The sequence below is a fragment of the Mycobacteroides abscessus ATCC 19977 genome (assembly GCF_000069185.1).
Taxonomy (GTDB): Bacteria; Actinomycetota; Actinomycetes; order Mycobacteriales; family Mycobacteriaceae; genus Mycobacterium; species Mycobacterium abscessus.
In genome coordinates this window covers 505,207-531,217 of sequence record NC_010397.1, presented here as the reverse complement: position 1 = coordinate 531,217, position 26,011 = coordinate 505,207, and the positions used below count along the sequence as shown (strand labels likewise).

General features: G+C 64.5%; 22 protein-coding genes and 1 riboswitch. Of the genes, 13 read left to right on the top strand and 9 right to left on the bottom strand.

Translation table 11 applies throughout. The features are described 5' to 3' along the window. Positions 1-27 precede the first annotated feature (27 nt). The 6 genes from MAB_RS02835 (at position 28) to MAB_RS02810 (ending at position 5,890) form a co-directional block, all read left to right on the top strand. A complete protein-coding gene (locus tag MAB_RS02835; protein ID WP_005083453.1) occupies positions 28-846 on the top strand; it encodes a Coq4 family protein in 819 nt (272 codons plus the stop codon). Between the two features lie 468 nt (positions 847-1,314). Then, positions 1,315-2,280, top strand: coding sequence for an alpha/beta fold hydrolase (locus tag MAB_RS02830; RefSeq protein ID WP_012296328.1), 966 nt, complete (start codon positions 1,315-1,317; stop codon positions 2,278-2,280). After that, entirely contained in the window at positions 2,280-3,473 is a 1,194-nt protein-coding gene (locus tag MAB_RS02825) for an LLM class flavin-dependent oxidoreductase (protein ID WP_005113133.1), read from the top strand. The genes MAB_RS02830 and MAB_RS02825 overlap by 1 nt, the downstream gene beginning before the upstream one ends. Next, complete coding sequence (locus MAB_RS02820; RefSeq protein WP_005113131.1) at positions 3,473-4,504, top strand: zinc-binding dehydrogenase; 1,032 nt, start codon at positions 3,473-3,475, stop codon at positions 4,502-4,504. The genes MAB_RS02825 and MAB_RS02820 overlap by 1 nt, the downstream gene beginning before the upstream one ends. 24 nt (positions 4,505-4,528) lie before the next feature. Then, positions 4,529-5,278: an SIMPL domain-containing protein gene (locus tag MAB_RS02815; RefSeq protein ID WP_005113130.1), complete on the top strand. Its 750-nt coding sequence runs from the start codon at positions 4,529-4,531 to the stop codon at positions 5,276-5,278. Positions 5,279-5,281: 3 nt separating this feature from the next. Further along, positions 5,282-5,890 (top strand): SIMPL domain-containing protein, encoded by a 609-nt coding sequence (locus MAB_RS02810; RefSeq protein WP_005113129.1) that lies wholly within the window; start codon positions 5,282-5,284, stop codon positions 5,888-5,890. On the opposite strand, the gene hpt is transcribed toward MAB_RS02810, so the two are convergent. Continuing rightward, on the bottom strand, positions 5,887-6,468 hold the full coding sequence (gene hpt, locus MAB_RS02805) for a hypoxanthine phosphoribosyltransferase (RefSeq protein WP_005064891.1): 582 nt from the start codon (positions 6,466-6,468) through the stop codon (positions 5,887-5,889). The two genes, MAB_RS02810 and hpt, sit on opposite strands and share 4 nt — an antisense overlap. A gap of 123 nt (positions 6,469-6,591) precedes the next feature. Here hpt and MAB_RS02800 point away from each other — a divergent pair, with 123 nt between their 5' ends. Beyond that, positions 6,592-8,088 (top strand): flavin-containing monooxygenase, encoded by a 1,497-nt coding sequence (locus tag MAB_RS02800; protein WP_005113127.1) that lies wholly within the window; start codon positions 6,592-6,594, stop codon positions 8,086-8,088. Here the strand turns inward: MAB_RS02800 and tilS are convergent. From tilS to dacB, 3 genes are read right to left on the bottom strand one after another with little or no spacing between them, the layout of a single operon-like run. Next, positions 8,081-8,962 (bottom strand): tRNA lysidine(34) synthetase TilS, encoded by an 882-nt coding sequence (gene tilS / locus MAB_RS02795; RefSeq protein ID WP_005092153.1) that lies wholly within the window; start codon positions 8,960-8,962, stop codon positions 8,081-8,083. The two genes, MAB_RS02800 and tilS, sit on opposite strands and share 8 nt — an antisense overlap. 56 nt (positions 8,963-9,018) lie before the next feature. Further along, positions 9,019-10,092: a zinc-dependent metalloprotease gene (locus MAB_RS02790; protein ID WP_005092152.1), complete on the bottom strand. Its 1,074-nt coding sequence runs from the start codon at positions 10,090-10,092 to the stop codon at positions 9,019-9,021. Beyond that, complete coding sequence (gene dacB, locus MAB_RS02785) at positions 10,092-11,489, bottom strand: D-alanyl-D-alanine carboxypeptidase/D-alanyl-D-alanine endopeptidase (protein WP_005113125.1); 1,398 nt, start codon at positions 11,487-11,489, stop codon at positions 10,092-10,094. Before dacB ends, MAB_RS02790 begins: the two co-directional genes overlap by 1 nt. 90 nt (positions 11,490-11,579) lie before the next feature. Here dacB and MAB_RS02780 point away from each other — a divergent pair, with 90 nt between their 5' ends. Then, the gene (locus tag MAB_RS02780; protein WP_005064895.1) at positions 11,580-12,068 is read left to right on the top strand and encodes an inorganic diphosphatase; all 489 of its coding nucleotides are present in this window, start codon (positions 11,580-11,582) and stop codon (positions 12,066-12,068) included. Here the strand turns inward: MAB_RS02780 and MAB_RS02775 are convergent. After that, positions 12,065-12,745 (bottom strand): MmpS family transport accessory protein, encoded by a 681-nt coding sequence (locus MAB_RS02775; RefSeq protein WP_005083462.1) that lies wholly within the window; start codon positions 12,743-12,745, stop codon positions 12,065-12,067. The two genes, MAB_RS02780 and MAB_RS02775, sit on opposite strands and share 4 nt — an antisense overlap. Positions 12,746-12,859: 114 nt before the next feature. Between MAB_RS02775 and MAB_RS02770 the strand changes: the two genes are divergently transcribed. Next, entirely contained in the window at positions 12,860-13,381 is a 522-nt protein-coding gene (locus MAB_RS02770; RefSeq protein ID WP_005064897.1) for a 2-oxo-4-hydroxy-4-carboxy-5-ureidoimidazoline decarboxylase, read from the top strand. A 34-nt stretch (positions 13,382-13,415) separates the two neighbouring features. Here the strand turns inward: MAB_RS02770 and MAB_RS02765 are convergent, their stop codons facing one another. From MAB_RS02765 to MAB_RS02750, 4 genes are all read right to left on the bottom strand, one after another. Continuing rightward, entirely contained in the window at positions 13,416-13,853 is a 438-nt protein-coding gene (locus MAB_RS02765) for a hypothetical protein (RefSeq protein WP_005083463.1), read from the bottom strand. Positions 13,854-13,904: 51 nt separating this feature from the next. Beyond that, positions 13,905-14,870, bottom strand: a complete 966-nt coding sequence (locus tag MAB_RS02760; RefSeq protein ID WP_005113124.1) for an SDR family NAD(P)-dependent oxidoreductase — start codon at positions 14,868-14,870, stop codon at positions 13,905-13,907. Further along, positions 14,867-16,456 carry a flavin-containing monooxygenase gene (locus MAB_RS02755; RefSeq protein WP_005092149.1) on the bottom strand — a complete coding sequence of 530 codons (1,590 nt, stop codon included), beginning with the start codon at positions 16,454-16,456 and terminating at the stop codon, positions 14,867-14,869. Before MAB_RS02755 ends, MAB_RS02760 begins: the two co-directional genes overlap by 4 nt. Before the next feature lie 83 nt (positions 16,457-16,539). Continuing rightward, on the bottom strand, positions 16,540-17,835 hold the full coding sequence (locus MAB_RS02750) for an aminotransferase class V-fold PLP-dependent enzyme (RefSeq protein WP_012296326.1): 1,296 nt from the start codon (positions 17,833-17,835) through the stop codon (positions 16,540-16,542). Between the two features lie 32 nt (positions 17,836-17,867). Beyond that, positions 17,868-17,980, bottom strand: a riboswitch (SAM riboswitch). Positions 17,981-18,236: 256 nt separating this feature from the next. Between MAB_RS02750 and MAB_RS02745 the strand changes: the two genes are divergently transcribed. The 4 genes from MAB_RS02745 (at position 18,237) to MAB_RS02730 (ending at position 26,004) form a co-directional block, all read left to right on the top strand. Continuing rightward, positions 18,237-19,202, top strand: a complete 966-nt coding sequence (locus MAB_RS02745) for a TerC family protein (protein WP_005113122.1) — start codon at positions 18,237-18,239, stop codon at positions 19,200-19,202. A gap of 168 nt (positions 19,203-19,370) precedes the next feature. Continuing rightward, positions 19,371-23,399, top strand: a complete 4,029-nt coding sequence (locus MAB_RS02740) for a Pls/PosA family non-ribosomal peptide synthetase (RefSeq protein WP_005113120.1) — start codon at positions 19,371-19,373, stop codon at positions 23,397-23,399. Next, the gene (locus MAB_RS02735) at positions 23,396-24,748 is read left to right on the top strand and encodes a M1 family metallopeptidase (RefSeq protein WP_005086878.1); all 1,353 of its coding nucleotides are present in this window, start codon (positions 23,396-23,398) and stop codon (positions 24,746-24,748) included. Before MAB_RS02740 ends, MAB_RS02735 begins: the two co-directional genes overlap by 4 nt. Beyond that, positions 24,745-26,004, top strand: a complete 1,260-nt coding sequence (locus tag MAB_RS02730) for a lipopolysaccharide biosynthesis protein (RefSeq protein ID WP_005083474.1) — start codon at positions 24,745-24,747, stop codon at positions 26,002-26,004. The genes MAB_RS02735 and MAB_RS02730 overlap by 4 nt, the downstream gene beginning before the upstream one ends. Positions 26,005-26,011: the final 7 nt, after the last annotated feature.

The window sequence follows — 26,011 nt, the reverse complement described above, 5'->3', positions numbered from 1 at the left end:
TTAGTTGATCTGTCTATTATTAGCCGTATGCCCAACGACCTGGCCAAATACTCTAATCCCGATGGGGTGGTGCCCGACCGCACGACCTGGACCCCCTGGCTCAAAGCCTGGCGAATGCTCATCGACGCCAAGTACCACGGGGACATCTACGAGGCATTTCTCGGTATGGAGGCGCCCGTCTTCGCGCGCGCCTACTACCAGGTGCGCTCTCACCCGAACGGCCGCAAGCTGTTCAAGCACAAACCAGACCTACTCTCGGTGCTCGGTGACGTGGACTACCTGAGCTCGCTGCCATTCGGCAGCTTGGGGCACGCGTACCTCTCGTTTCTGAATACCAACAAACTCGACGCTGGCGTGTTCGGCGAATCCAGCATCATCAGACCAATCGCCGAGAAGAACAACTGGGATGACGACTTCTACTACATGGTCATCCGGGGCACCGCACTGCACGACATGTTTCACACCATCGGCGGCTATGGCCCCGACGTCGCCGGCGAAGTGGCCAATATCGGATTCCATTGCGGACAAATGGAACCTGCCGGGCCGCTGGGGAAGCTCGGACTGTTCGGAGCCCTCACCCTGCCCGGCGCCTCCATACCGTTCAAGCTGCGCTACTACCGGCAGGCCGTCGAACGTGGACGTCGCGCCGACCTGCTGATGGCGGCGCCCTGGGAGGAGCTGCTTGAGCTTCCATACCGAGAGGCACAATCGATGCTGGGCGTCAGCCCGGTCGAGGTGGCTCATCCAGAGGGTCGGTGGACCACCGAATGGACACCCCCATCCATCAAACCCCCCGCCCCGTGGGACTACGAACGCATTCTCGCCGCCGGACCCGCGGCGGCCTGAACAACCACCGCTTCAACACAATTCGACCACGCCGAAGACAAGCATGACCGGTCTCCACCGAGACGGTTGACAAGATCGCCGGAGTGTCTAATATTCCGAGTACAAATGTGTGCGACATAATTAGGCGTAGTGCGCGGCCTCTCGACATTCACCCGCACACCATGTCAACCGGGCGATCGTCCCCCCGACCCCGGTGCAGAGCACCACCGCCGCCCCGGACAGTGGTGCTCTGCTTGTCAGATATCGTTGCGCGGCTTAACAACTCGACTACTCATCGACTCACCGAAGGCGGCCGGCCCCAACGAGCCAGCCCACATGACCGCCACCGTCTCGGTGGCGATGAACTCCGCGGCCCGATATGACCGACGGCCGCGGTCCCTGGTCGGGGGATGCGCGTTGTGGTTTAGTGGCAATCACAACGCGCGACGACAAGGCTGTTGGACGCCCCCGGAAGGTGAGAATGCGCTCATGACCGATGCCGCTGTGGATATCCGGGAACGTGACATCGCCACCAATGGGGTGCACCTGCGCATAGTCGAGGCAGGCGAGCCCGGCCAACCGGCAGTCATTCTGTCCCACGGGTTCCCCGAGCTGGCATATTCCTGGCGCCATCAGATTCCCGCACTGGCAGCCGCGGGATACCACGTCATCGCTCCCGATCAGAGGGGCTACGGCAGATCAAGCATGCCCGCGCACATCGATGACTACAACATCGAGGCGCTCTCGGATGACCTCCTCGGAATTCTCGATGACGTGGGGGCCGGAAAGGCGACATTCGTCGGACACGACTGGGGCGCCGTGGTCACCTGGCATACCGCGCTCGCCGTCCCCGAACGCGTGTCCGGAGTGGTCGGCCTCTCGGTGCCCTTCACCCGGCGCAGTCAGGTCCCGCCCACACAGGCGTGGAACAAACTGTTCGGCGACAACTTCTTCTACATCCTGTACTTCCAAGAACCGGGCGTCGCCGACGCCGATCTCAACCGGGACCCGGCAACCACGATGCGCCGCATGATGGCTGGGATGGCCCGCATCGACGGCGCCACGATGATCGCACCCGGGCCCGCGGGATTCGTTGAGCGCATGCCGGATCCCGGCGAGCTGCCCGAATGGCTGAGCCAGGACGAGTTGGACCATTACATCACCGAATTCGCCCGAACCGGATTCACCGGCGGCCTGAACTGGTACCGGAACTTCGACCGCAATTGGGCTCTCACCGAGCGTCTTGCGGGCGCTAACGTGGTAGTGCCCTCGCTCTTCATCGCGGGCGCCGCAGATCCGGTACTCGGATTCACCGACCATGCGGGAAGCGCGAAGTACCGGACCGATAACCGGGGCGACCTCCTGATCGATGGGGCCGGGCACTGGATCCAGCAAGAGCGGCCGTTGGAGGTCAACGCCGCGCTCCTGGCGTTCCTGCGCGAGGTTGTGCACTGATGTCCGCGCCGCCTCTGCGTTTCGGCGCCTTCATCACTCCGTTTCATCCCGTCGGCCAAAATCCCACCACGGCACTGGAATACGACCTGGATCGAGTGGTCGCGCTGGATCGCCTGGGGTATCACGAGGCATGGTTTGGCGAACATCATTCCGGCGGGTACGAATTAATTTCCTGCCCAGAGGTTTTCATCGCCACCGCTGCCGAACGCACCAAGCACATCAAACTGGGTACCGGGGTCGTGTCGCTGCCCTACCATCACCCGTTGATGGTGGTAGACCGCTGGATTCTGTTGGACCACATCACCCGTGGCCGCGTCATCTTCGGTACCGGCCCCGGCGCGTTACCCACCGACGCGTACATGATGGGCATCGATCCCGTAGACCAAAGACGCATGCAGGAAGAGTCGCTTGAGGCGATCCTCGCGCTACTGCGCGCGACACCACAAGAACGGATCAACCGCGAAACGTCCTGGTTCACGCTGCGGGACGCCCAACTACAACTACGCCCGTACACCCATCCGTATCCGGAAATACTCACCGCCGCCATGTTTTCGCCGTCTGGTCCACGGCTGGCAGGCAAGCTGGGAGCGGGCCTGCTGTCGTTGTCCGCGTCGATCCCGGGCGGGTTCGCCGCGCTGGAGAACGCCTGGGAAGTCGTACGCGAGCAAGCGGAAATCCACGGCCATCCCGAACCCGACCGATCAAGCTGGCGGGTCCTCGGCATCATGCACCTGGCCGAGACACGCGATCAGGCCATCGCGGATTGCACCTACGGACTGCCCGACTACGCTCACTACTTCGGCGCGGTCGGGGTATTGCCACTGGCCAACAGTGCGGACGGTGCTGATGGCGCTATCGACCCGCATGAGTTCGTCAAGGCTTACGCCGACGAAGGGAACTGCTGCATCGGGACGCCCGAGGACGCCATCGAATACATCCAGGGCCTACTCGACACGTCAGGCGGGTTTGGCACCTTCCTGATGCTCGGGCATGACTGGGCAGCACCGGAGGCGACGTTCAAGTCTTATGAACTATTCGCCCGCAAGGTAATTCCACATTTCACCGGCCAGCTCACCGCCGCGCAAGCATCCCACGACTGGGCCCAGGCCAAGCGAGGCGAACTACTGGGGCGCGCGGGCGACGCGGTCGCCAAGGCTATCGGTGAGCACGTGGCGCAGAAGGCATCGCACTGATGCGGGCGTCGGTGCTACGCAACGGCTCAATGGTCTATCGCGATGATGTGCCCAGCCCTACACCGGGCGAGGGACAGGTGCTGGTCAAGGTGTCCGCTTGCGGCATCTGCGGATCCGACCTGCATTTCGCCAAACACGGGGCGCGGGCCATCGAGCTGTCCAAACAGATGGTGGGCATGCCCAGCCTCACCGATGGCGTCGACTTAAGCACCGATGTTTTCATGGGCCACGAGTTCGCGGCAGAAGTGATCGAGGCCGGGCCGCGGACGCAAGCACCCGCCTCCGGAACCGCGGTGACCTCAATTCCAATCCTCCTGTCTGCCAAGGGCCTCGAACCCATCGTCTACAGCAACACCACCCTCGGCGGCTATGCCGAACAGATGCTGCTCAGTGCGCCGCTGCTGCTGCCCATCCCCAACGGCCTCGATCCCCGGCACGCGGCCCTGACCGAACCCATGGCCGTGGGCCTGCATGCCGTTAACAAGTCGGCCATCCAGCCGGGCACCGGAGCAATCGTCATCGGTTGTGGCCCCGTCGGTATTGCCGTGATCGCCGCCCTGCACAACCTGGGCATCGAGCCAATCGTCGCCTCCGACTACTCCTCTGCCCGGCGCGATCTGGCCCAACGCATGGGCGCGCACCAGGTGGTCGACCCCAAGATCGAGCCCACCTTCCACGCCTGGTCCCGGATAGGCGCGGGTGCGCCCGTGATCTTCGAGGCCGTTGGAGTGCCGGGCATCCTCAACGAGGTCTTGCGCGACGCGCCGCGCAGCGCACGAGTGGTGGTCGTGGGCGTCTGCATGGAGCCCGATGCCATCACCCCCTATTTCGGGATCGCCAAGGAAGTTGCGGTGCAGTTCGTGCTCGCCTACGAGCCCGCCGAGTTCTCCGAAACGCTGCGTCGAATCGCGCACGGTGAGATCGATGTTGCGCCGCTCGTCACAGGTGAGGTAGGTCTGGAAGATGTCGGTTCGGCATTTGCCGATCTCGGCGATCCCGAGCGCCACTGCAAGATCTTGGTGGTGCCATGAAGGTTGGGGAGGACAGGAAGTGACATGCGGGTACTAGCACGAAAAGCACTGACCCGGACTACCGCCATAGCCGGTGCCGCCGCGCTGGCGGTTCTTCTCGCCGGCTGTGGTGACGATTCCACCGGCGGGCCGGAATCCAGTCGCAACGTGACCGTTGTCGGCAAGGGCGAGGTCAAAGGCGCACCGGATGTACTACGCGCCGACGTCGGCGTGTCCGTGACCGCCAAGGACGTGTCCGGTGCGCTGTCGCAAGCGAACCAGAAGGCACAGGCAGTGATCGACGCCGTGGTCGGCGCCGGAGTAGCCCGTGAGGATGTGCAGACCAACGAGCTGTCTATCCAGCCGGAGCAGACGTACCCGCCGGGCGGACCCACCCGTATCACCGGCTACAACGCCACCAACTCGGTGCGCATCAATGTCCGTGACCTCAAGAAGGCCTCCGAGGTCCTGGACAAGGCGGTGCAGGCCGGCGGCGATGCCGCCCGGCTGTCCGGTGTCAGCTTCGACCTCGACAACGACGCCGACCTGATGAAGGGCGCGCGCGAACGTGCCTTCAACGACGCCAAGTCCCGTGCCGAGCAGTACGCAGCCCTGTCGGGCTCCACGCTGGGCAAGGTGCTACGCATCGACGAATCTCACGGTTCGGTGCCTCCGCCCCCTCCGCCGATGGGCAAGCGGGCCCCCATGCAAGCCGACGCGTCATTCGCCCCACCGCTGGAGCCCGGTCAGCAGACGGTGTCCTTCCAGGTGAGCGTCATCTGGGAACTCGACTAGACCATGGGCGACATCACGGTTGTCGGCCATGGCGAGGCCAGCGGCAGTCCCGACGTATTCATGGCGACCGTCGGGGTGTCGGTGCGGTCCCGCCGCATCGCCGGGGTGATGGCCGACGTGAAGGCCAAGGCGCGCGCGGTGATCGACGCGGTGATCGACGCCGGCGTGGCCGCCGACGATGTTCGCACCGCGTGGATGTCGGTGCACCCACAGTTCGATGGCAACCGGATCACGGGCTATGCCGCCGACAACTCGGTGCGGATCATCGTCCGGGACCTCTCGAAGGTCTCCGATGTGCTGGACAAGGCCGTCACCGCGGGAGGCGAGGCAGCGCAGCTGTCCGGAGTGAGCTTCGACCTGCAGGACAGCACCGCGCTCGCCGCACTGGCACGCGAGCGGGCATTTTCCGATGCCAAGACCCGGGCCGAGCAGTATGCCGCTCTCGCGGGCAGAACACTGGGCAAGGTGCTGCGCATCGATGAGACCGGCGGTACTGCCTCGCCGCATCCGCGGGCCGAGTTCGCCATGCTGCGGGCCTCGAGTGGACCACCCGTCGAGGCCGGTCAGCACGCCGTCAGCGCGGCGATCACCGTTGCGTGGGAGCTGGACTAGTCGGTGTAGACCCGTGGGTGCAGCGTGCCGATAAAGGGCAGATCGCGGTACCGCTCGCCGTAATCGAGTCCATAACCGACGACGAACTCGTTCGGAATCTCGAATCCGACGAGGGCCACGTCCACGTCGACCTTCTTGGCCTCGGGCTTGCGCAGCAGCGAGACCACGTTGAGCGAGCGCGGGCCGCGTGAGGCAAGGTTGCGCATCAGCCAGCTCAAGGTCAGTCCGGAATCGATGATGTCCTCGACGATGAGGACATCGAGGTTCTGGATGTCCCGATCCAGGTCCTTCAGAATGCGTACCACGCCGGAGGACGAGGTTGCCGAGCCGTATGAACTGACGGCCATGAATTCCATCTGAGTGGGGATCGGGATGGCGCGTGCCAGATCCGAGACAAACATGACGGCACCCTTGAGCACGGTCACCAGCAGCAGGTCACCCTCGATGTCCCGGTACTTCTCGCCGATGGCGGCGCCGAGCTCCTGGGTCTTGGCGCGAATCTGCTCCTCGGTGAGGAGTACCGATTTCACGTCGCCGCTGTATTGCTCGCCGCATGCCTGATCCTGTTCGCAGGTCACGACCGACAGCGTGCCATGGAGTACACAAGCTCTCCAAGCCGACCTCCCCCGGGCTGTCCTCGCGCAAGCCGCTCATCCCGATTGCCTAGTGACTTTGTTTACGAAATAGGCCACTATGGAAACGTGAGCAATGGCGCTTACACAGCGGTCGAAAAGACACGATCCCGCGATATCCGCGTGGTGGTGATCGGCGCGGGCATGTCGGGCCTCTGCATGGCCTCCACCCTCCGGCATCGCGGCATCACCAACTTCACCGTCTACGAGAAGGCCGACGAGGTCGGCGGTACCTGGCGGGACAACACCTACCCCGGCCTGCAATGCGATGTGCCCTCACGCTACTACTCATATTCGTTCGCCCCGAACCCCCGCTGGAGTAAGGGATTTTCACCGGGATCGGAGATACACCAGTACTTCGTGAGATTCACCGACCAGCAGGACCTGCGCCGCAATATCCGCTTCGGCACCGCCGTGACTCGCGCCGAATGGGTCGATGAGCCAGGCCAATCCCATTGGGAACTAGAACTTTCCGACGGCGGTCGCGATATCGCCGATGTCGTGGTGGGCGCCACCGGAGTGCTGCATCTGCCGCGCCTCCCTGAAATCGAAGGATTGCAGAGTTTCGCCGGACCCTGCTTTCACTCCGCACGCTGGGATCATTCGGTGCCGTACATCGGCAAGCGGGTCGGGCTCATTGGGACCGGTTCCTCCGGGGTACAGATCATCGGAGCACTCGCCGAACAGGTGCAGCACTTGTCGGTGTTCCAACGTTCCGCACAGTGGGTCGCGCCGGTTCCCAACTTCACCTACTCGGCGCTGTCGAAATCCATCTGGTCACGCATACCTGTCCTCAATAGAATCTCCTATCTGTTGTGGCGCTTCTACTTCGAACGTGGAGTGGGCGGCTCGGTGGTGATCCCGGGCGCACGTCGCAAGCTCATCCAGGGCTTCGTACGAGCGTCGCATCGGCTGCTCATCCGCGACGCGACACTGCGCGAAAAGCTGCATCCCGACTATGAACCACTGTGCCGGCGATTGGTCATGTCGGTGCCATTCTTCAAGGCGGTACAGCGACCCAATGTCTCGGTGCTCACCGGCGGAATCGACCGCGTTGTGCCGCAGGGTGTTATCACCAACGACGGAGTCCTACACGAGTTGGATATCCTGGTGTGCGCCACTGGTTTCGACGCGCACTCATACCTACGCCCGATGGAGGTCCTCGGACGCGACGGCATCAAGCTCAGTGACGCGTGGAGCGACGGACCCCGCGCCTATCGAGCCGTGGGACTCGCCGGGTTCCCGAACTTCTTCCTCTTGATCGGGCCCAACAGTCCGATCGGCAACAACTCGCTCATCTCGATCGCCGAAACACAGGTCAAGTTCGCGATGCATTGGATAGACGAAATTCGTTCCGGTCGAATGCAGTCAGTCGCTCCGACGGCGCATGCCGCAGAGACGTTCAACACCCAGATGCGCCGGGCGATGCCCAACACCGTGTGGTCCACCGGATGCGACAGCTGGTACCTGGGCGCCGACGGAGTGCCAGAACTGTGGCCCTGGCCGCCGGTGGACTATCGCCGCACACTCACGTCACCGATACGCGGCGACTTCGCGATCACCTAGCGACGTCGTGTACCGAAAGCACCAGCTGCTCCCCGGATCGGGACGCCACCAGTCGCTGGTAGCGCAGATCGGCGCCCACGGCCACGCCGCCCTGCCCCCGCCACTGCGTGACCAACGCGTCCACCGCCCGAATCTGGTTGTCGTTCAAGTCCTGTGCACCGCCGGCCAATAACCAGAGCCTGATAACCCGACGCCGGACCGCGGGTGTCAGGCCGCGCAGATCCGAGATCGCCAGGCCCTGTGCGCCCGGAAAAGCCGCACGGGCCTGCGCATCAAGTGCGTCGCCGTCGTCCTGCAATGAGAGCGCGGTACGAGCAAGCGCCTCGGCCACTCCACCACCGAGCACCTCCTCGAGCAGCGGTAGCACCTCGTGGCGCAGGCGTACCCGCACGAAGCGGGAATCCACATTGTGTGGGTCTTCCCAGGCGGTGATCGCCAATTCATCACAGTAAGAACGGGTCTCGGTACGACGACGATCCAGAAATGGTCGCCCCCACGGATCATCCCAGGGGCGCATTCCGGCGATGGAACGCGCGCCGGATCCTCGACCGAGCCCCAAGAGCACCGTCTCGGCCTGGTCATCGAGAGTGTGGGCAAGGAGCACCGGTCTTCCGTCCCTGGCCTGTTCGAGCGCCGCATACCGCGCACTGCGGGCCGCCGCCTCAAGACCGCCCACGCCGTCGACCGTCACGGAAAGAACAACCGCGTCAGAACATCCCAAGGCCAGCGCCTGACTGCGTGCCCGCGCCGCGACCTGCGCGGAGTCCTGCTGCAGACCATGATCGACGATAAGGGCCGTCACCGACCAAGCCCGCGCGACGGCGGCAGCCGCCAGGGCCAATGAATCCGCACCACCCGAAAGAGCAACCGCCACTTCCGTCACGTCCGGAAGGTACTGAGCAGCAAATGCTTTGACTGCCCCGCGCAGCGCTAGAGAACTCGGTCGATCCACTGGTCCGGATCCTCGATCTCGGCAGGCTGGGGCAGGGTCTGCGGATCGCGCCAGATGGTGTTGAAGCGCTCCATGCCGACCTTTCCGACCACGTGGTCGACGAACTTCTTGCCCCGGGTGTACTGGCGCATCTTCGCGTCCATGCCGATGAGCGCACGGATGATCCGCTGCAGCGGCGGCTGTTTGCGTGAACGCCGGGCCTCGAACCGGGACCTGATGGACGCCACCGACGGGACCACGGCCGGGCCCACCGCATCCATGACGTGATCGGCATGCCCCTCCAGCAGGGTGCCCAATACCAACAGACGGTCCAGGGCGTCCCGACCGCTGTCGGACTGCATGGCACGCAGTAGCTCGACGATGCCGTTGTGCCCCTGACTTCTGGACGAGCGGACAAAGTCGGCCAGCCTGCCCAGCATGCCGGCCACGTCCTCCTCTTGCTCGTGGGCGAGTGTCGCGAGGGTCCCCGACATGTAGTCGGCCAGCCACGGGTTGGCCGAAAATTGCACCCGATGTGTCACCTCGTGCAGACACACCCACATCCGGAAGTCGCTGGGGACCACTCGAAGTTGGCGTTCGACGGCTATGACGTTCGGATACACCAGCAATAGCGCGCCCGCGCCGTCCGCGGTGAAGGGGTCGTACTGACCGAGAATCCCCGATGAGACGAAGGCCAGCACGGCACCGGTCTGTGCCCCGGTGACACGGCCCGACAAGAACCCGGTTGCCCCCTCGCCACCGCCGGCCATCAATCGCATGGACTGCGCTGCGGCGGAGATCCAGCCCGGGCGATCGATGACCCGTGCCTCGGGCACGAGCAGCCCGTCCGCCAGACCGGTGACCTCACGTACTGGTGTCTCCGCTCGCCGCGCCGCATCTGACAGCTCGGCGATGGCCTGCCGCCGGGTGTACTCGGTGGTGGGCGGTGCCGGCCGCGCCAACTTGACGCCTACGGTCGCGGCGAATTCCCAGTTGACCATGCGGCCAACCGTCAACTCGGGACTCTTGGTTCCAACGCCGCCGCTCTGCACGACCCGTCCCGACTCAGCCATCAGCTACATCCGCAGGACCGCAGCACGGCAGCCGTGTTGTCCACCGCGTTACGTGCGGTGGGCGCGGTGGCGTGATTCTGCATCAGAGAGAAGGTCAGTACCCGCCCGCTGACGTCAGTGACCACCCCGGCCAGCGTGTTCACACCGGTGAGCGATCCCGTCTTGGCCCGCAACCACCCCGCCGAGGTTTGGTTCTGAGTGACAAAGCGCTCGGACAGGGTGCCGCTGCCACCGGCGATGGGCAGCACATCGAGAAGTGGTCGCAGCTTCGGCTTGTCGGGGCCGGCGGCGGCTCCGATCACCTCGTCCAACGTGCGCGCGGTAACCCGGTCGTCCACCGACAGTCCGCTGGAATCACGCAATGTCAGGTCCGTGAGATCGATCCCCGCACTGCGCAATTGACTTGTCACGGCGTCCACCGTGCCGGAGAAGGTCTGCGCACGCCCGGTGGCCAGGGCCACCTCCCGGCCGATGGTTTCCGCCATGACGTTGTCGGAGGCGTTCATCATCTCCCGCAGCCGCTCCATCAGCGGCGCCGATTGCACGGAGGCAATCGATTTCGCCGTCGGAGGGGCCGCGTCAAGGCGCACCGCCTCCGGGTCCACACCGAGCGCGGCGGCGAGCGCCCGGCCCGCGTCCAGGGCGGGAGTGGTGGAACGGCGCGAGTCATAGTCGGTCGGCTGCGTACGTCCGGCATCGAGCATCACCGCCTGGATGGGCGCGACATCGCCGCCTTCGATATCGGCCGGGTCCCACCCGGGCGCCATCGAGGGCCCACCGAATCGGCTGATATCAACGGTGATTGAGGTGACGGCGACACCGGACTTGCGCACCTGGTCGGCGAGGTCGCTGATTCGCGCGGCATCGCGGTACCAGGTGTCGGTGCCTGCCGGTGCCGCGCTGACGATCGGATCGCCGCCACCAACCAGTGTCACCAGTCCGCGTTGCCCGGCAGTATCGGCCACCACCGAAGTGGTCAGCTTGGCGTCGCGTTCGAGAGTGAGCAGGGCCGCCGCGGCGGTCAACACCTTGTTGGTCGAGGCCGGCACCATCGGCACCGTGGAGCCCTGCTGCCACAACTCACGGCCGGTCAGCGCGTCGGTAACCCGGCCGGTGAACATGCCCAGTGCCGGGTCGGACAACGCCCTGTCCAGCGCCTGAGCCAAACCATCCGCCGTCGGAATCGGTGCCGAATCGGAAACCGGCACCACACCTGGCGCCGGGGTAATCAGCGCCGGCTCCGGATCGGCGCTCTGCAACTGATGCGCGGTGGAGGCCCCCGTGGTCAGGGACGCCAGCAGCACCAGCGCGGCAATCGCCAATACGACGGCGACGGCAAGCAGAGCGTGGGTAGAGCGCCGCCAATGACGCGGATCAAGTGCCCTGGCGGTGACCATGCTCTGCAGGGTATCGCTATCCTGGTGCGCGCTGGATGAGCGCTTGCGCGAAGACGACTGCCAAGTACCACCGACATTCAAGGAGCGGGTGTGGAGTTCGACGTCACCATCGAGATCCCCAAGGGTCAGCGCAACAAGTATGAGGTCGATCACGAGACCGGACGAGTGCGTCTGGACCGCTTCCTCTACACCCCTATGGCGTACCCCACCGATTACGGCTTCATCGAAAACACGCTGGGCGAGGACGGCGATCCGCTGGACGCACTGGTGCTGCTGCCCGAGTCCGTCTTCCCGGGTGTGATCGTCGAGGCGCGGCCCGTCGGCATGTTCAAGATGGTCGACGACGGCGGCGGCGACGACAAGGTGTTGTGCGTGCCCGCGGGCGACCCACGCTGGGACCACATCCAGGACATCGGCGATGTATCCAGCTTCGAGCTGGATTCGATCAAGCACTTCTTCGTGCACTACAAGGATCTGGAACCCGGCAAATTCGTCGAGGCCGCCGACTGGGTGGGCCGCGCCGAGGCCGAGGCCGAGGTACTCGCGTCATTCGAGCGTCTCAAGACACAGGGGCACTAACCCGGCATCGGCGCCTGACACACGACGGCGAACACATCGGTGCTTTCCGTCACGGTCACTCCGTCGACGGTGATCGAACAGCTGATCGTCCCCTCGCCCACCATGGTGACATTCATGATGAGCGGCTTGTCCCGCTGAGTCCGCGTCACCGTCACCGCCCAGGGCTGTGAGATGTTCGCGACCCGCACGTACTCCGTGTCCGTCATGTAGGCGACGTTGACCTGGCTGCCGGAGCCGCCGACGCTGTAGGTGACACTCTTGCTGCCGTGTCCCGAACCGCCCGGCCCCTGGCCTGTCGTCGGCACCGGCTGGGGCGCTTCCGTCGTGGTGGGTACCGGAGGCGCCTCGGTGGTTGTCGGCGTCTCCACCCCGGTGCTGGGATTCGGCGGAGGTGGCGAGGGCGGCGGCGGCTCTGTCGTCGTTATGGACGGTAGCGGGACGTCATTGGGCCCGGTCCATGTTGTGGACGGGGTAACGGTCACTGTGGTCGGCGCCGCCACCTCGGTGCGGCGGGTGATGACGAGGATCGACGTCAACGCTATCGCCAGCACCGCCAGAACGCTGATACCGGCGACTATCCACGGCCATTTCGGAGGCTTCGGATCCTCGGGATAAGGGATGGGCTCGTCGACGGGCCACTGTTCCTGCGGGTACTGCTGCCAGGCCGGATCCGTCACTGTCCCCCGCTCCTTCCCCAGCATTGCTCGCCGCAATGTTACGTCGCGTTAAGCTCCTGCAAAATTGGCGGTCACCCTCTAGCGAACAGAGGTCACCCGTCGAATCATGGTCACATGTTGATGCATCAGGGCATCGGCCGCGACACGTTCAATCAGATGCCCGATACCCGAGCCGTGCATGCGCTGTACGAGTGTTGTGGCAGCGTGACATGGGCCAGGAAGGTCGCAGCGACTCGTCCATTCGCCGACCACGATGCGCTGTTCCGATGCGCAGACAACGAACTGTTCGCGCTCTCAGAGGAATCGCTGAACGAGATGCTGACCGCCTATCCGCCGCTGGGCAAACGGCCGGGAAGCGTGCGTTCACACGCCGAGCAGTGCGCGATCCGCGATGAGACACCGGGCATGATGGCTGCGTTACGGGCCGCCGCCCATCGGTACGAACATCACTTCGGCCATCGTTTCGTCATGCATATGTGCGGACAGGACGGTGCATCGGTATTGCGGGCCATCTCCGATCGCATGCATCACGACGCGGACACCGAACGCAAGGTGACCCGCAATGAACTTGCGAAGATCAACCGCACGCGGCTGGAACGCATGCTCGGCCCCGAGGGCGGTTACGACAACTGGTGATCGAGTGGTGATCGGGACCCCCGACAACGCGCCCCTAGGCAGCCAGCGGGATGCGCTGCGGTAACAGTGCCAGCACCCGGCGAGCGGCACATCCGATGTCTGTGGTGGGCGACACCGGGATCAGCGTGACCCCATCGGCCACCCCAGCCAGATAGATGTCCGCGATCAGACCCGCCAACCCTTCCGGTGTGCCCGCATACGACACCGCGGCCGGTACCCTCAGGCTCGCGAAATGCTTGCGCGCCGACCGTGAATCGGCCTCAACATGCACGTACACGTCCAAAATGACGGCAGGGGCGTCCTTACGCGAGGTTCGCAGGGAATGCCGGGCCCGTTGTGCCTGCTTGAGGTCCGGGGCGTTGACACGCGCGGTGACACCCGTTCCGCCGGTCAGTTCCAGCCATCCGGCGGCATCGTCAGTGAAGACCCGAAACGTTTGATGTTGTGTCGACACAGACGCAACGGTACCCACGCGGGCCGGCCGGGGCCATCGTTGAATTCCCGGTGAGCGGATCAGTCTCGATCAGACGGGCGACTGCTCGGTCTCGGTCAGCCGGGGTGTCGGGGTGCGCTCGGCCACGTTATCGATCAGGCGCTGCAGCCTCGGTATGAGCGTGTCGATATCCAGCCCGAGCCAATACGGAATCGGATACATGAAGTGCCGATTCAGTCCGGGCAGGAGCCTGCTCAGGAAGTAACCCAGCCACGCCTCGGGGCGCACCGGGGCCACCGCGAAGTTGTATCGCGCCGCACGGACCGCCGCGCGCGCCACCTGGGGAGGACCGATCAACTGGTCGAGGACCCGCATCGGGGCAGAGGACTGGAAGGCCCTCATCATGTTGTTGGCCCGCTCACGCACATCGTCGCGAACATCAAGACCGGCCACGGTGGCATTGACACCGATATTGGTGTTGATGAAACCCGGACATACCGCAGATACACCTATCCCCTTGGGGCCCAGCTCCATCCGCATGCACTCGCTCAACATCTTGACGGCAGCCTTCGACGCCGAGTAAGCGGGAAACAGCGGCGTCGGGGTGATGGCTCCCGCCGAGGCGATGTTGACGATTTGGCCCCCACGGCCACGTTCAGCCATCTGCTTACCGAACACACGGCCGCCATAAGCAACACCAAAGACATTGACCCGGAACTGTTTTTCCCAGTGCTCCTGTTCCAGATCAAAGAAACGCCCGCCGACCATGATGCCCGCGTTGTTCACCAGAACATCGGGCACGCCGTACTCGGCCCGCACCTGCTCAGCGAACCGTTCCCATGCGGCCGGATCGGTGACATCGAGCTGGAAGGCCACCGCCCGGTGCCCCTTCCCATGGATGATCTGCGCTGTCTCCTGGGCCGTCGTCAGGTCGACATCGGAGGCCACCACCTCCGCCCCGCCCTTGGCGAATTGGATCGCGATGGCTCGGCCGATGCCGCTGCCGGCGCCGGTCACCACCACAAGTCCTGGTTTGGGTGCGGGTAGCAGCCTCATCTCACAACCTCCTTGTTGCGCTTACGCTTTGGCGCGGACTCTACCGCCGGCGCGATCGTCTCGGTGCCGTAACGGTAGTTGTCCAGCCGGAAATACTTGTTGTGGAAGTACATCTCGCCGAAACCGCCAGGACGGAACGGGGAATCACCGTGATTGTCGATGTAATACGTATTGGCGGTCGAGCAGGCAGGAGAAAGCCACAGGTGGTTTTTGTTGCGCTCGTGCATCTTATGGAAGTACGCGTCGTGCACGTCCTGCTTGACTTCGGCGGTGGTCGCACCACGTTTCTTGGTCTCTGCGATAACGCGGGCCGCGTGCGTCGTCGTCGACTCGATGAGCATGTGATACGGCCCGAAAACGTATCCGTACGGCCCCAGAACGAGGAAGAAGTTGGGGTAGTCGGGAATCGAAACGCCCTGGTACGCCTGGTAACGATTGGTTTGGAAGAACTGCTTCAGATCCTTGCCGCCCCGCCCCGTGGTGGGGAAGGCGGGCATGTGATCCCAGATGGCGAATCCGGTGGCACAGATCAGCACGTCCACTTCATGTTCGACACCATCTGCTGTCAGCAGTCCCTTCTCGGTGATCCGCTGGATCGGTTCGGTCACCAGTGCCACATTGGGACGGTTGAAGGTTTTGAGATAGGTATTGGAGAACGAGGGCCGCTTGCATCCGAATCCGTAGTAGGGCAACAACTTTTCCCGAGTCACCGGATCGTCGACCTGGGTACGCATCCACGCCCGAATCCTGTTTGCCAGCGCCATCGATACGGATTCGGCATATTTGGAATCAAGCTTGAAAACGGCATCCGGAATGTATGCGGTGCTGAGATTGATGGCGTGCCGAATGGCCTTGGCCACGCCCGGGAAGCCGAACAGTGCCCGCCAGAACCCGTTGTATCGCCAGTCCGGTTTGGGCCCCACGTAGATAGGTGTGCGCTGAAACACCGTCAGATGACCCACCTGTGGCGCGATCTCCGGAACCATCTGTAGCGACGTGGCACCGGTCCCGATGACGGCTACTCGCTTTCCAGCGAGCTCAATATCCTTGTCCCACAGCGCTGTATGCATAAGCACGCCCTTGTAGGAGTCGATACCGTCTATCTCCGGGAGCTTGGGTTGCTCCAGCCCTCCGGTGGCTGCGATGACGTGCCGGCCGGTGACCACGCCGCCGCCCTCCAGTGTGAGCACCCAGATATTCTGGGACTCATCGAAATCCTGGCGCACCACCCGTGTGTTGAATCGAATCTTGCCGCGCAGCTCATGCTTGTCGACGAGTTCGTTGGCGTACTGCTCTAGCTCGTCTCCGGGTGTGAAGAACTTCGACCAGGTCGTCTTCTGGTCGTAGGAGAAGCTGTAGATGAAAGTCGGTATGTCGACTGCGACGCCTGGGTATTTGTTGGCGTGCCAGGTGCCGCCGGCAGCCCCCCATTTCTCCAAGATCACAAAGTCGTGGACCCCCCTTTTGGTCAATTCGACTCCGGCACCGATACCCCCGAAGCCGGCGCCGATGATCACGACCTCATGGTCGGGAACACCCTGGCGAAGCCCGCGGGCTTCGCCGTCCCGCACACGCGCACTAGTCATTAGACGTCCTTGTCAGTCCGACCCGTTATGTGTCGAACTGAAAGTACCACGTATTAATAGTTACGGATATGTGGATTGCGGATTCAGGCCGCCAGGAAATCCGGGAGCGGGCGCGGATCGTCCACCGGTCCGATCTGACCGTCACGCTCGATGTAGGCCAAGCCCGGTCCGCGCCGGACGAGTTCGTTGATCGCGCCGAGCAGGCGCGCGATGTCGCCGGCCGTGGTGCCCAGCCCGATACTCGCCCGTAGCGCACCACCCGGCGCGCCGAGTCTGGCCAACAGCGGGTGCGCGCAGAATCGTCCGTCACGCAGCCCGATACCGTGCTCGGCTGACAGGTAGGCGGCGACAACCGACGGCGCATACCCGGCGACCGTAAAAGACACGATGCCCAGTACGTCGCGATCGCCCTCCCAAATACGCAGCGTATCAACGCCTTCAATCGCCTCGAGCCCATCACGCAGTTGCACGGTGAGCGCGTCCTCGGCGTGACCTAGGTCGCCGAGGACGGTCAGCGCCTCACACGCGGCAGCAATCGCTGCGACCCCGACCACATTGGGCGTACCCGCCTCATGCCGCTGCGGGCCGGTGAACCATTGCGCCTCATCGATATCCACATTGCGGACAGCGCCTCCACCGGCCAGATAGGGCCGCGCCGTGTCAAGCCAGTCAGCTTGCCCCACAAGGACTCCTGCACCGAACGGTGCGTACAGCTTGTGCCCGGAGAACGCCAAGTAGTCAATCCCGGCTGCTGCCAGGTCAATTCGTCGGTGCGGAGCCAGTTGCGCACCGTCGACGGCGATCCGCGCTCCGTTCCGGTGGGCTGCCGCCGCGAGTTCGCCGAGCGGAAGTACCTCACCGGTGACGTTGGACGCGCCGGTGACGGCCAGCAGCGCGGTCGGCCGGCGCGCCAGCTCCTCGTCCAACGCGGCAACGGTATCCGGCACGGTCGTTCGGTGCGCCACTACCCGGGCGCCATATCGCTGCCAGGTCAACAGGTTTGCGTGGTGTTCTATATCGAGCACAACTACCTCGCCTGGCACCGCAGACGCCAGCAGATTGAGCGAATCCGTGGTGTTGCGGGTAAAGATCACGTGGTGGTCGGCGCGGGCGCCGACAAAACGGCCGACGGTTTCCCGCGCCCCCTCATAGAGCCGGGTGCAGACCCGTGAGGCGTAGCCCGCGCCGCGATGCACGCTGGCGTAATACGGCAGCAGTTCGGTGACCCGGTCCGCGACATCGCAGAGTGCGGGCGCGCTGGCAGCGTAATCAAAGTTTGCGTATCTGACCCAGCCTCCGTGAGCCAAAGGAACTTTGGTGTCGGCTCCGACCACCCGCGCGAATGGCTGCCCGGACACCGCTTGTGTGGACACTGACATGTGACATCCCATCTCACCGGACCCGCCCGGCGAGTCCACGCTTGCCACGCACGGTTGAGCGCGGCCAGGTCGTCACCTGGAGCACCCCACCGTGGTGGAGGGTTGCCGACCAGCTAGCCAGGGCTTGTCGCTGGTTCTCATGACCTGACGGCAGTGTGCCCGTCGGCCCCCGCCACCGTCAACCGCCTTGCGCACGATGATTCAAACCCGCAACGTCAGCTCGGCCGTCCGGCCCGATTTCCGATGACCCACGCCTGTAGGGCACACTGACTACTGGAGGGGAGTATTCCTTCGCTGCGGTGTCGTCATCACATCGGCCATTGGCGGTCCGGTCGGTGCCGCGGGCCGGCCATCTGCCGGCGGAAGAGACCTCCGGCGTTTTGACGACCGGAGGTTCTGAAATGCAGGTGTCCCAGCTCGAGTGGATCATCACCCTGGCCGTCACGGTCGCGATCCTGTTGGTCGACGTCATCGTGATCGGCCGACAACCCCACGAGCCCTCGACACGCGAAACCGCGACCGCTCTCAGCATCTACGTAGGGCTTGCGGTGGCCTTCGGCCTGTGGGTGTGGTTCTTCCACGGGAGCCAGTACGGGCTGGAGTTCTACGCGGGCTGGCTCACCGAGTACAGCCTGTCGGTGGACAACCTGTTCATCTTCCTGATCATCATGGCCAGCTTCAAAGTGCCCCGGGTCTATCAGCAAGAAGCCCTGCTGGTCGGCATCATCCTGGCCCTGATCTTCCGCGGCATCTTCATTGCCCTGGGCGCGGTGGCCATCAACCAGTTCTCCTGGATCTTCTACCTTTTTGGCGCGTTCCTGGTGTACACCGCCATCAACCTCGCGCGCGATACCGAACACGACGACGACGCCGACAATGCCGTAGTGCAGTTCGCCCGCAAGCACCTGCGGACCACCGATAAGTGGGACGGTCTGCGCTTGTGGGTGCGGGAAAACGGAACGCGACTGATGACACCGATGTTTTTGGTGATCGTCGCACTGGGTACCACCGACCTGCTCTTCGCCCTCGACTCGATCCCCGCCATCTACGGGCTCACCAAAGAGCCATACCTGGTATTCACGGCCAATGTGTTCGCTCTCATGGGTCTGCGTCAGCTGTACTTCCTGCTCGGCGACATGCTTAAGCGTCTGGTGTACCTATCGCAGGGGTTGGCGTTCATCTTGTTCTTCATCGGCGTCAAACTGATCCTGCACGCGTTGCACGAAAATGAACTGCCGTTCATCAACGGCGGCGAGCCGGTACACGTGCCCGAGATTCCCACGCTGGCAAGCCTTGCGGTGATCGTGGTGACCCTGCTCGTCACCACGGTCGCTAGCTTGTACAAGACCCGGCGCACGGCTCCATAGGCGTCCCCACAGCCCTCAGCAGGCCCAACACATCGACCGCAAACTCGATCGCGCGAGGGGCGTCCCCGACCATGACCCCACATCCGCGCGGCGACGAGCCTCGCTGGGGCCGGACCGATAGGCTTCGCTGCGGCAGCCCATCCGATCGCGGAAACTACGAGGAGCAGCGTGACCGGCCCCGACGAGTCACCCATGAGCCGCGCGCACCAAGAGGCACCGGATTCGGCGCCTGAGCACGCGGCTCAACCCGTCGCCCAGCAAGCCCCGGCGCACCCGGTACCCCCGCAATATCTGCTCGGTAGGTCGGCGCCCGCGGCGCGGACTCTGATCGACATCCTCTACGCCACCGCCGCGGAGAATCCCGATGCGCCGGCCATCGACGACGGCACCATTCAGCTCACCTATTCGGAGCTGATCGTCGACATGGAAGCGAGCGTCGAATGGCTCGGCGCCCGCGGCATCGGGCGTGGTGACCGCGTCGGTATCCGGATGCCGTCGGGCAGCTACTCGCTGTATGTGGCGATCCTCGCGACCCTGGCAGCGGGCGCCGCCTACGTGCCCGTCGATGCCGACGACCCCGACGAGCGCGCCGCGCTGGTGTTCGGCGAGGCACAGGTGGCCGCCGTGATCACTCCCGACGGACTGGTTCGCGGACCCGGATCGTCGCGTGGGTGGCGGGCCGCCAAACCGACGCCCCGCGACGACGCATGGATCATCTTCACCTCGGGTTCCACCGGCACCCCCAAGGGGGTGGCGGTGACTCATCGCAACGCAGCCGCGTTTGTCGATGCTGAAGCACAGATGTTCTTGCAGGACAACCCGATCGGTCCGGACGATCGGGTACTTGCCGGACTGTCCGTGGCCTTCGACGCCTCGTGCGAGGAGATGTGGTTGGCGTGGCGGTACGGCGCTTGCCTGGTTCCGGCGCCCCGTTCACTGGTGCGCAGCGGCATGGATCTGGGTCCATGGCTGGTTTCGCGCGATGTCACCGTGGTCTCGACGGTGCCCACTCTGGCCGCGCTGTGGCCGGCCGAGGCGCTGGAGGCGGTGCGACTGCTGATCTTCGGTGGCGAGGCGTGCCCACCCGACCTGGCCGAACGGCTGGCCACCGGCGAGGACGGTGCCACACGCGAGGTCTGGAACACCTACGGGCCCACCGAGGCGACCGTGGTGGCATGCGCGGCCAGGCTCGACGGAGTGAGTCCCGTCAGCATCGGATTGCCGCTGCCCGGTTGGGATCTGGCGGTCGTGGACCCTCACGGCAACCAGGTCGGCTACGGCGAGGTCGGCGAACTGGTCATCGGCGGTATCGGCCTGGCCAAGTACCTGGACCCAGAAAAGGATGCCGAAAAGTACGCTCCGCTCGATACTTTGGGTTGGTCGAGAGCCTACCGAAGCGGAGATCTGGTACGCCTGGAACCGGACGGGTTGTACTTCCAGGGCCGCGCCGACGACCAGGTGAAAGTCGGTGGCCGCCGCATCGAACTGGGCGAGGTGGATGCCGCGCTGGTCAACCTGCCCGGTGTGAGCGCAGGTGCGGCCGCGGTGCGCAAGACCGCCAGCGGCACCCCGTTGCTGGTCGGCTATATCGCCAGCGCGGATCCGAACTTCGATATCGCCGCAGCCCGCGCGAGCCTGGCCGAGTCGCTTCCGGCCGCGCTGGTACCGCGACTGGTCAAACTCGATGAGCTGCCCACGCGCACATCCGGAAAGGTCGATCGCAACGCCCTGCCCTGGCCGCCACCGGGAGCCGGGGCCGATGACGAAGCACCCGAACTGGGCGGCACCATGGGGTGGCTCGCCGGTCTATGGCGGGACATCCTGGCCGCCCCCGTCGACGGACCGGAGGCCGATTTCTTTGCGCTGGGCGGCGGGTCGTTGTCCGCCGCTCAGCTGGTTGCGGCGCTGCGGCAACGTTATCCGCAGGTAACCGTCGCCAACCTGTACGACCAGCCGCGACTCGGATCGTTGGCCACCTATCTCGATGAGCTGGCACCTCCCATCGAGGTGGAGCCCCGCGTCGTCAAACCTGTACCACGGCTTGCCGAGCTGGCTCAGTTGGTGGCGACCATTCCGCTCACCACTCTCACGGGCCTGCAATGGGCGACATGGCTTGCCCTGGCCAACAATGTGTTCGCGACATTCAGCGGGGTGCCATGGTTGGTAACCGTCAACTGGTGGGTACTGCTGGCAGCCTTCGTCTTGTTCATTACCCCCGTGGGGCGCATGAGTATCACCGTCATCGGTGCACGATTGCTACTGTCGGGCGTCAAGCCCGGCACCTATGAGCGCGGCGGCAGCGTGCACCTGCGAGTGTGGATCGCCGACCGTCTCGCCACCGCCAGTGGTGCCGAGAACCTTTCCGGCGCACCGTGGATGGTTTACTACGCCCGCGCGCTGGGGGCGCGCGTCGGCAATGGCGTCGATCTGCATTCTTCACCACCGGTCACCGGCTGGTTGGAGCTGGGAGACCGCAGTTCCGTCGAACCAGAGGTCGATCTCTCCGGGCATTGGGTTGATGGCGATAAGTTCCACGTCGGCCCCATCGTCATCGGCGACGACGCCACCGTCGGCGCCCGCACCACCCTGCTGCCGGGCGCGGTCGTCGGCAAGAACGCCGACGTCGCACCGGCTTCCGGGGTCGTCGGGCGGGTCAAGAACGGCCAGTATTGGAAGGGCTCACCGGCCGTCAAATCCGGTAAAGCCCGTCATCCCTGGCCCGACTACCGACCGCCCCGCGCGGGACAATGGGTGCCCATCTATGGGTTGACATCGATTCTGCTGGGCGGGCTTCCGCTGCTGGCCCTCGCAGCGGGCTTGGCCGTGGTCGCATACGGCATCCGCGATGCCGCGACGATCTGCGGAGCCGTTGTACCCGCCCTCATGTGGACGCCCGCGGCGGCGCTGGTCAGTGTTGTCGTGTACGCCGCCATCACCGTTGTCCTGGTGCGACTGCTCTCACTCGGCGTCCACGAGGGCTACCACCCTGTCCGCAGCCGACAGGGTTGGCAGCTGTGGGCCACCGAACGCCTGATGGACGCCGCGCGCAACTACCTGTTCCCCATCTATGCCAGCCAGCTCACGCCTTGGTGGCTGCGCATTCTGGGCGCGAAGATCGGCAAGGACACCGAGATTTCGACAGCATTGCTGGTGCCGAAGTTCACCGAGGTCGACGATGGCGCGTTCTTGGCCGACGACACGATGGTGGCCTCCTACGAATTGGGCGGCGGCTGGATCCACATCGCCAAGGCCCGGATCGGCAAGCGCGCGTTTCTGGGCAACTCAGGAATCACCCAGCCCGGACGCAAAGTGCCCAACGACGCCTTGGTCGCCGTCCTGTCCGCGACTCCACATAAGGCTAAGTCGGGCTCCTCATGGATCGGGAGCCCACCAAAGCGGTTGCGACGCAAGGCTGATGGCGCAGACTCTACGCTCACCTTCGAGCCGCCGTTCCGCCTCAAGGTGATGCGCGGCATCGTGGAGACCTGCCGCATCATCCCTATCATCGTGACCTTCGGTATCGGCGTCGGCGTGCTGCTGACACTGCAAAACATCGCCATTGGGTTCAATTTCTGGGTGGCCGGGGCGCTGAGCGGTGTGGTGCTGCTGATTGCCGGCGCCGTGGCAGGTGTTGTCAGTGTGGTGGCCAAATGGTTGGTGGTGGGCCGCACCAAGGCCGTCGAGAAGCCGCTTTGGTCCTCGTTCGTCTGGCGCAACGAGGTTGCCGACACCTTCGTGGAAACCGTTGCCGCCGTCTGGTTCGCACGTGCCGCGTCGGGAACGATCATGCAGAACTGGTGGCTACGCGGGCTGGGCGCCAAGATCGGCCGGGGCGTGTGGTGCGAGACGTACTGGCTGCCCGAGGCCGACCTGGTGACCTTGGGCAGGGGCGCGACCGTGAATCGCGGCTGCGTGGTGCAGACACATCTGTTCCACGACCGGATCATGCGGATGGACACCGTGGTCCTGGGCGAAGGCGCCACGCTGGGGCCGCACTGCGTGGCGCTACCCGCGGCCGAGCTCGGTGCCGGCGCCACCGTGGGCCCCGCGTCCCTGGTGGTGCGCGGTGACGTGGTACCCCCGTCCACCAGGTGGCAGGGCAATCCCATTTCGCCATGGGGCAAGCTGGATCCGATGGCACCGAAGAAGCCCAAGAGCGGCAAGGTCTCCCCAAACAAGAATTCCGGGGCCGCATGACCAAACCCGGCAAAAAGGCAGCCAAACGGCTCCCCCCGCGGCCTCCGGTCATCGATCCCTATCTGCCCCAAAACGGCAACTACGGGTACCGGGTGTCCCGCTACGAGCTGGACCTCGAATACAAGGTGGCCATCAACCGGCTGACCGGCACCGCGAACATCACCGCCGTCACCCTGGCCACCATCAAGGAGTTCACCCTCGACCTCGCCGACACCCTCGGTGTCGCGAAGGTGACAGTGAACGGTCGACGTCCGACACATTTCGGTCATCGCGCCGGAAAGATCACCATAAAACTGGCATCCGCGATCCCGGCGGGTGCCGCGATGACCATCGTGATTCGTTATGGCGGGTCACCACGCCCGATCAACAGCATGTGGGGTGATGTCGGATTTGAGGAGCTGTCCAACGGGGTGCTGGTGGCCGGACAGCCCAACGGTGCGGCATCCTGGTTCCCCTGCGACGACCACCCCAGCTCCAAGGCGAGCTATCGGTTTGTCATCACCAGCGACAGCCCATATTGCGTTATCTCCAATGGAGAGTTGATATCCCGACGCGTCCGGGCCGCCCATACCACCTGGACGTACGAACAGCCCGAGCCCATGGCGCCGTATCTGGCGACACTACAGATCGGCGACTACCAGCTGGTCAAGCTTGCCAAGAACCCCATCTCGATGAACGCTGCGCTGCCATCACGGCTACGCGATAGGTTCGAGCACGACTTCGGCCGACAGCCGCAGATGATGAAGCTGTTCATCAAACAGTTCGGTCCCTATCCGTTCGCCGCGGGATACACCGTGGTGGTGACCGATGATGACCTCGATATCCCACTGGAGGCACAGGGAATTTCGGTATTCGGCGCCAACCATTGCGACGGTTCCCGGCATTCAGAACGACTCGTGGCGCACGAGCTGGCCCATCAGTGGTTCGGCAACAGCGTTACCGCGCGCCGCTGGCGCGACATCTGGTTGCACGAAGGATTTGCCTGTTACGCCGAATGGCTGTGGTCCGAGGAATCCGGCGGGCCGACCGCCGACGCGCGCGCCCGCCACTACCATCAAAAGCTGAAAGATCTACCGCAAGACCTGATTCTGGCCGATCCCGGCCCACAACTGATGTTCGACGATCGCGTATACAAGCGCGGAGCACTGACATTGCACGCCCTGCGATTGCGCCTCGGTGATACGAAATTCTTTGCACTGCTGCAGGACTGGACCACCCGATATCGGCACAGCACCGTCATTACCGACGACTTCACCGGCCTGGCCGCCGGGTACTCCGATGAATCCCTGCGCCCGCTGTGGACGGCATGGCTCTACGAGAAGCAGCTCCCGCCCTTGGACCGGAAGTGACCGACGCCGGTCCCAGCACCCGCTCCAGCGTCGCGCGCATCGGTGCCGCCACCGCCGTCAGCGCGATCTGCGGATACGCCGTGCTGTACCTGGCAGCCCGCGAGCTGGGTCCCGCGTTGTTCTCGGTATTCGGCGTCTTCTGGGGCGCATTCGGTTTGGTGACGGGTGCCGCCAACGGGCTGCTGCAGGAGACCACGCGCGAAGTGCGGCTGTCGCTGGCGCAGCGGGACCGTTCCCCGCTGGCCACCACCTTGCCGGTAAGGATCGCGTCCGCTTTCGCGATCGCCTCCGCCGTCCTGATCGTCGGCACCGCACCGCTGTGGGCATCGCATGTATTCACCGAGTTCCGTTGGCTGAGTGTGGCATTACTGGCAGGAGGACTCGCCGGCTTCTGCATGCACGCCACCACTCTGGGCGCACTGGCCGGGTCAAGTCGCTGGACGCAGTACGGCGTTCTCATGGTGACCGATGCGGGCATCCGGTTGGTGGTCGCCATCGTCACCTTCGCAGCCACCCTCGGACTCGTCGGATACTTGTGGGCGACCGTGTCAGGCTCGATGTCCTGGTTGCTGCTCACATTGGTCTCGAAACCAACCCGCGACGCGCTCAAGGTGCCGGCACTCGTGGACACCATGGAGTTCCTGCGCGGCGCCCGGCATTCGATCGCGGCGGCAGCGGCCAGCGCGGTCCTGGTGATGGGCTTCCCGGTGCTGTTGCAATCGACGGCGGGCGACCTGGGCACCACCGGCGGTGTGGTGATCCTGGCAGTCACACTGACCCGCGCACCCCTTTTGGTGCCGCTAACAGCATTGCAAGGCAACCTCATCGCTCACTTCGTGGATGAGCAGGACCGGCGCCTGCGCGCCCTGGCCACCCCCGCCGCGATCATCCTAGGTGTCGGCGCTGCGGGTATCGCCCTGGCGGCGTCGATCGGCCCCTGGCTGCTGCGAACGGTGTTCGATCCCGCATACCAGGCAGGCGGCCCACTCCTGGGCTGGCTGACCGCCGGTGCGGTCATGATCGCGCTGTTGACACTCACCGGAGCGGCCACCGTGGCACACGCCCGCCACCGTGCGTACTCCGCGGGATGGGTTGGCGCGACTGTGGTTTCCGCGCTGCTGTTACTGCTGCCGCTGGGACTGGAAGAACGCACGGTGATCGCATTGCTCGGCGGACCCGTCGTCGGGATAGTGGTGCACCTGATCGCGCTCGCGTTCTGGCGGGATCCACAGCTCGCCGAAGACATCTTTGACTGATCGGCAC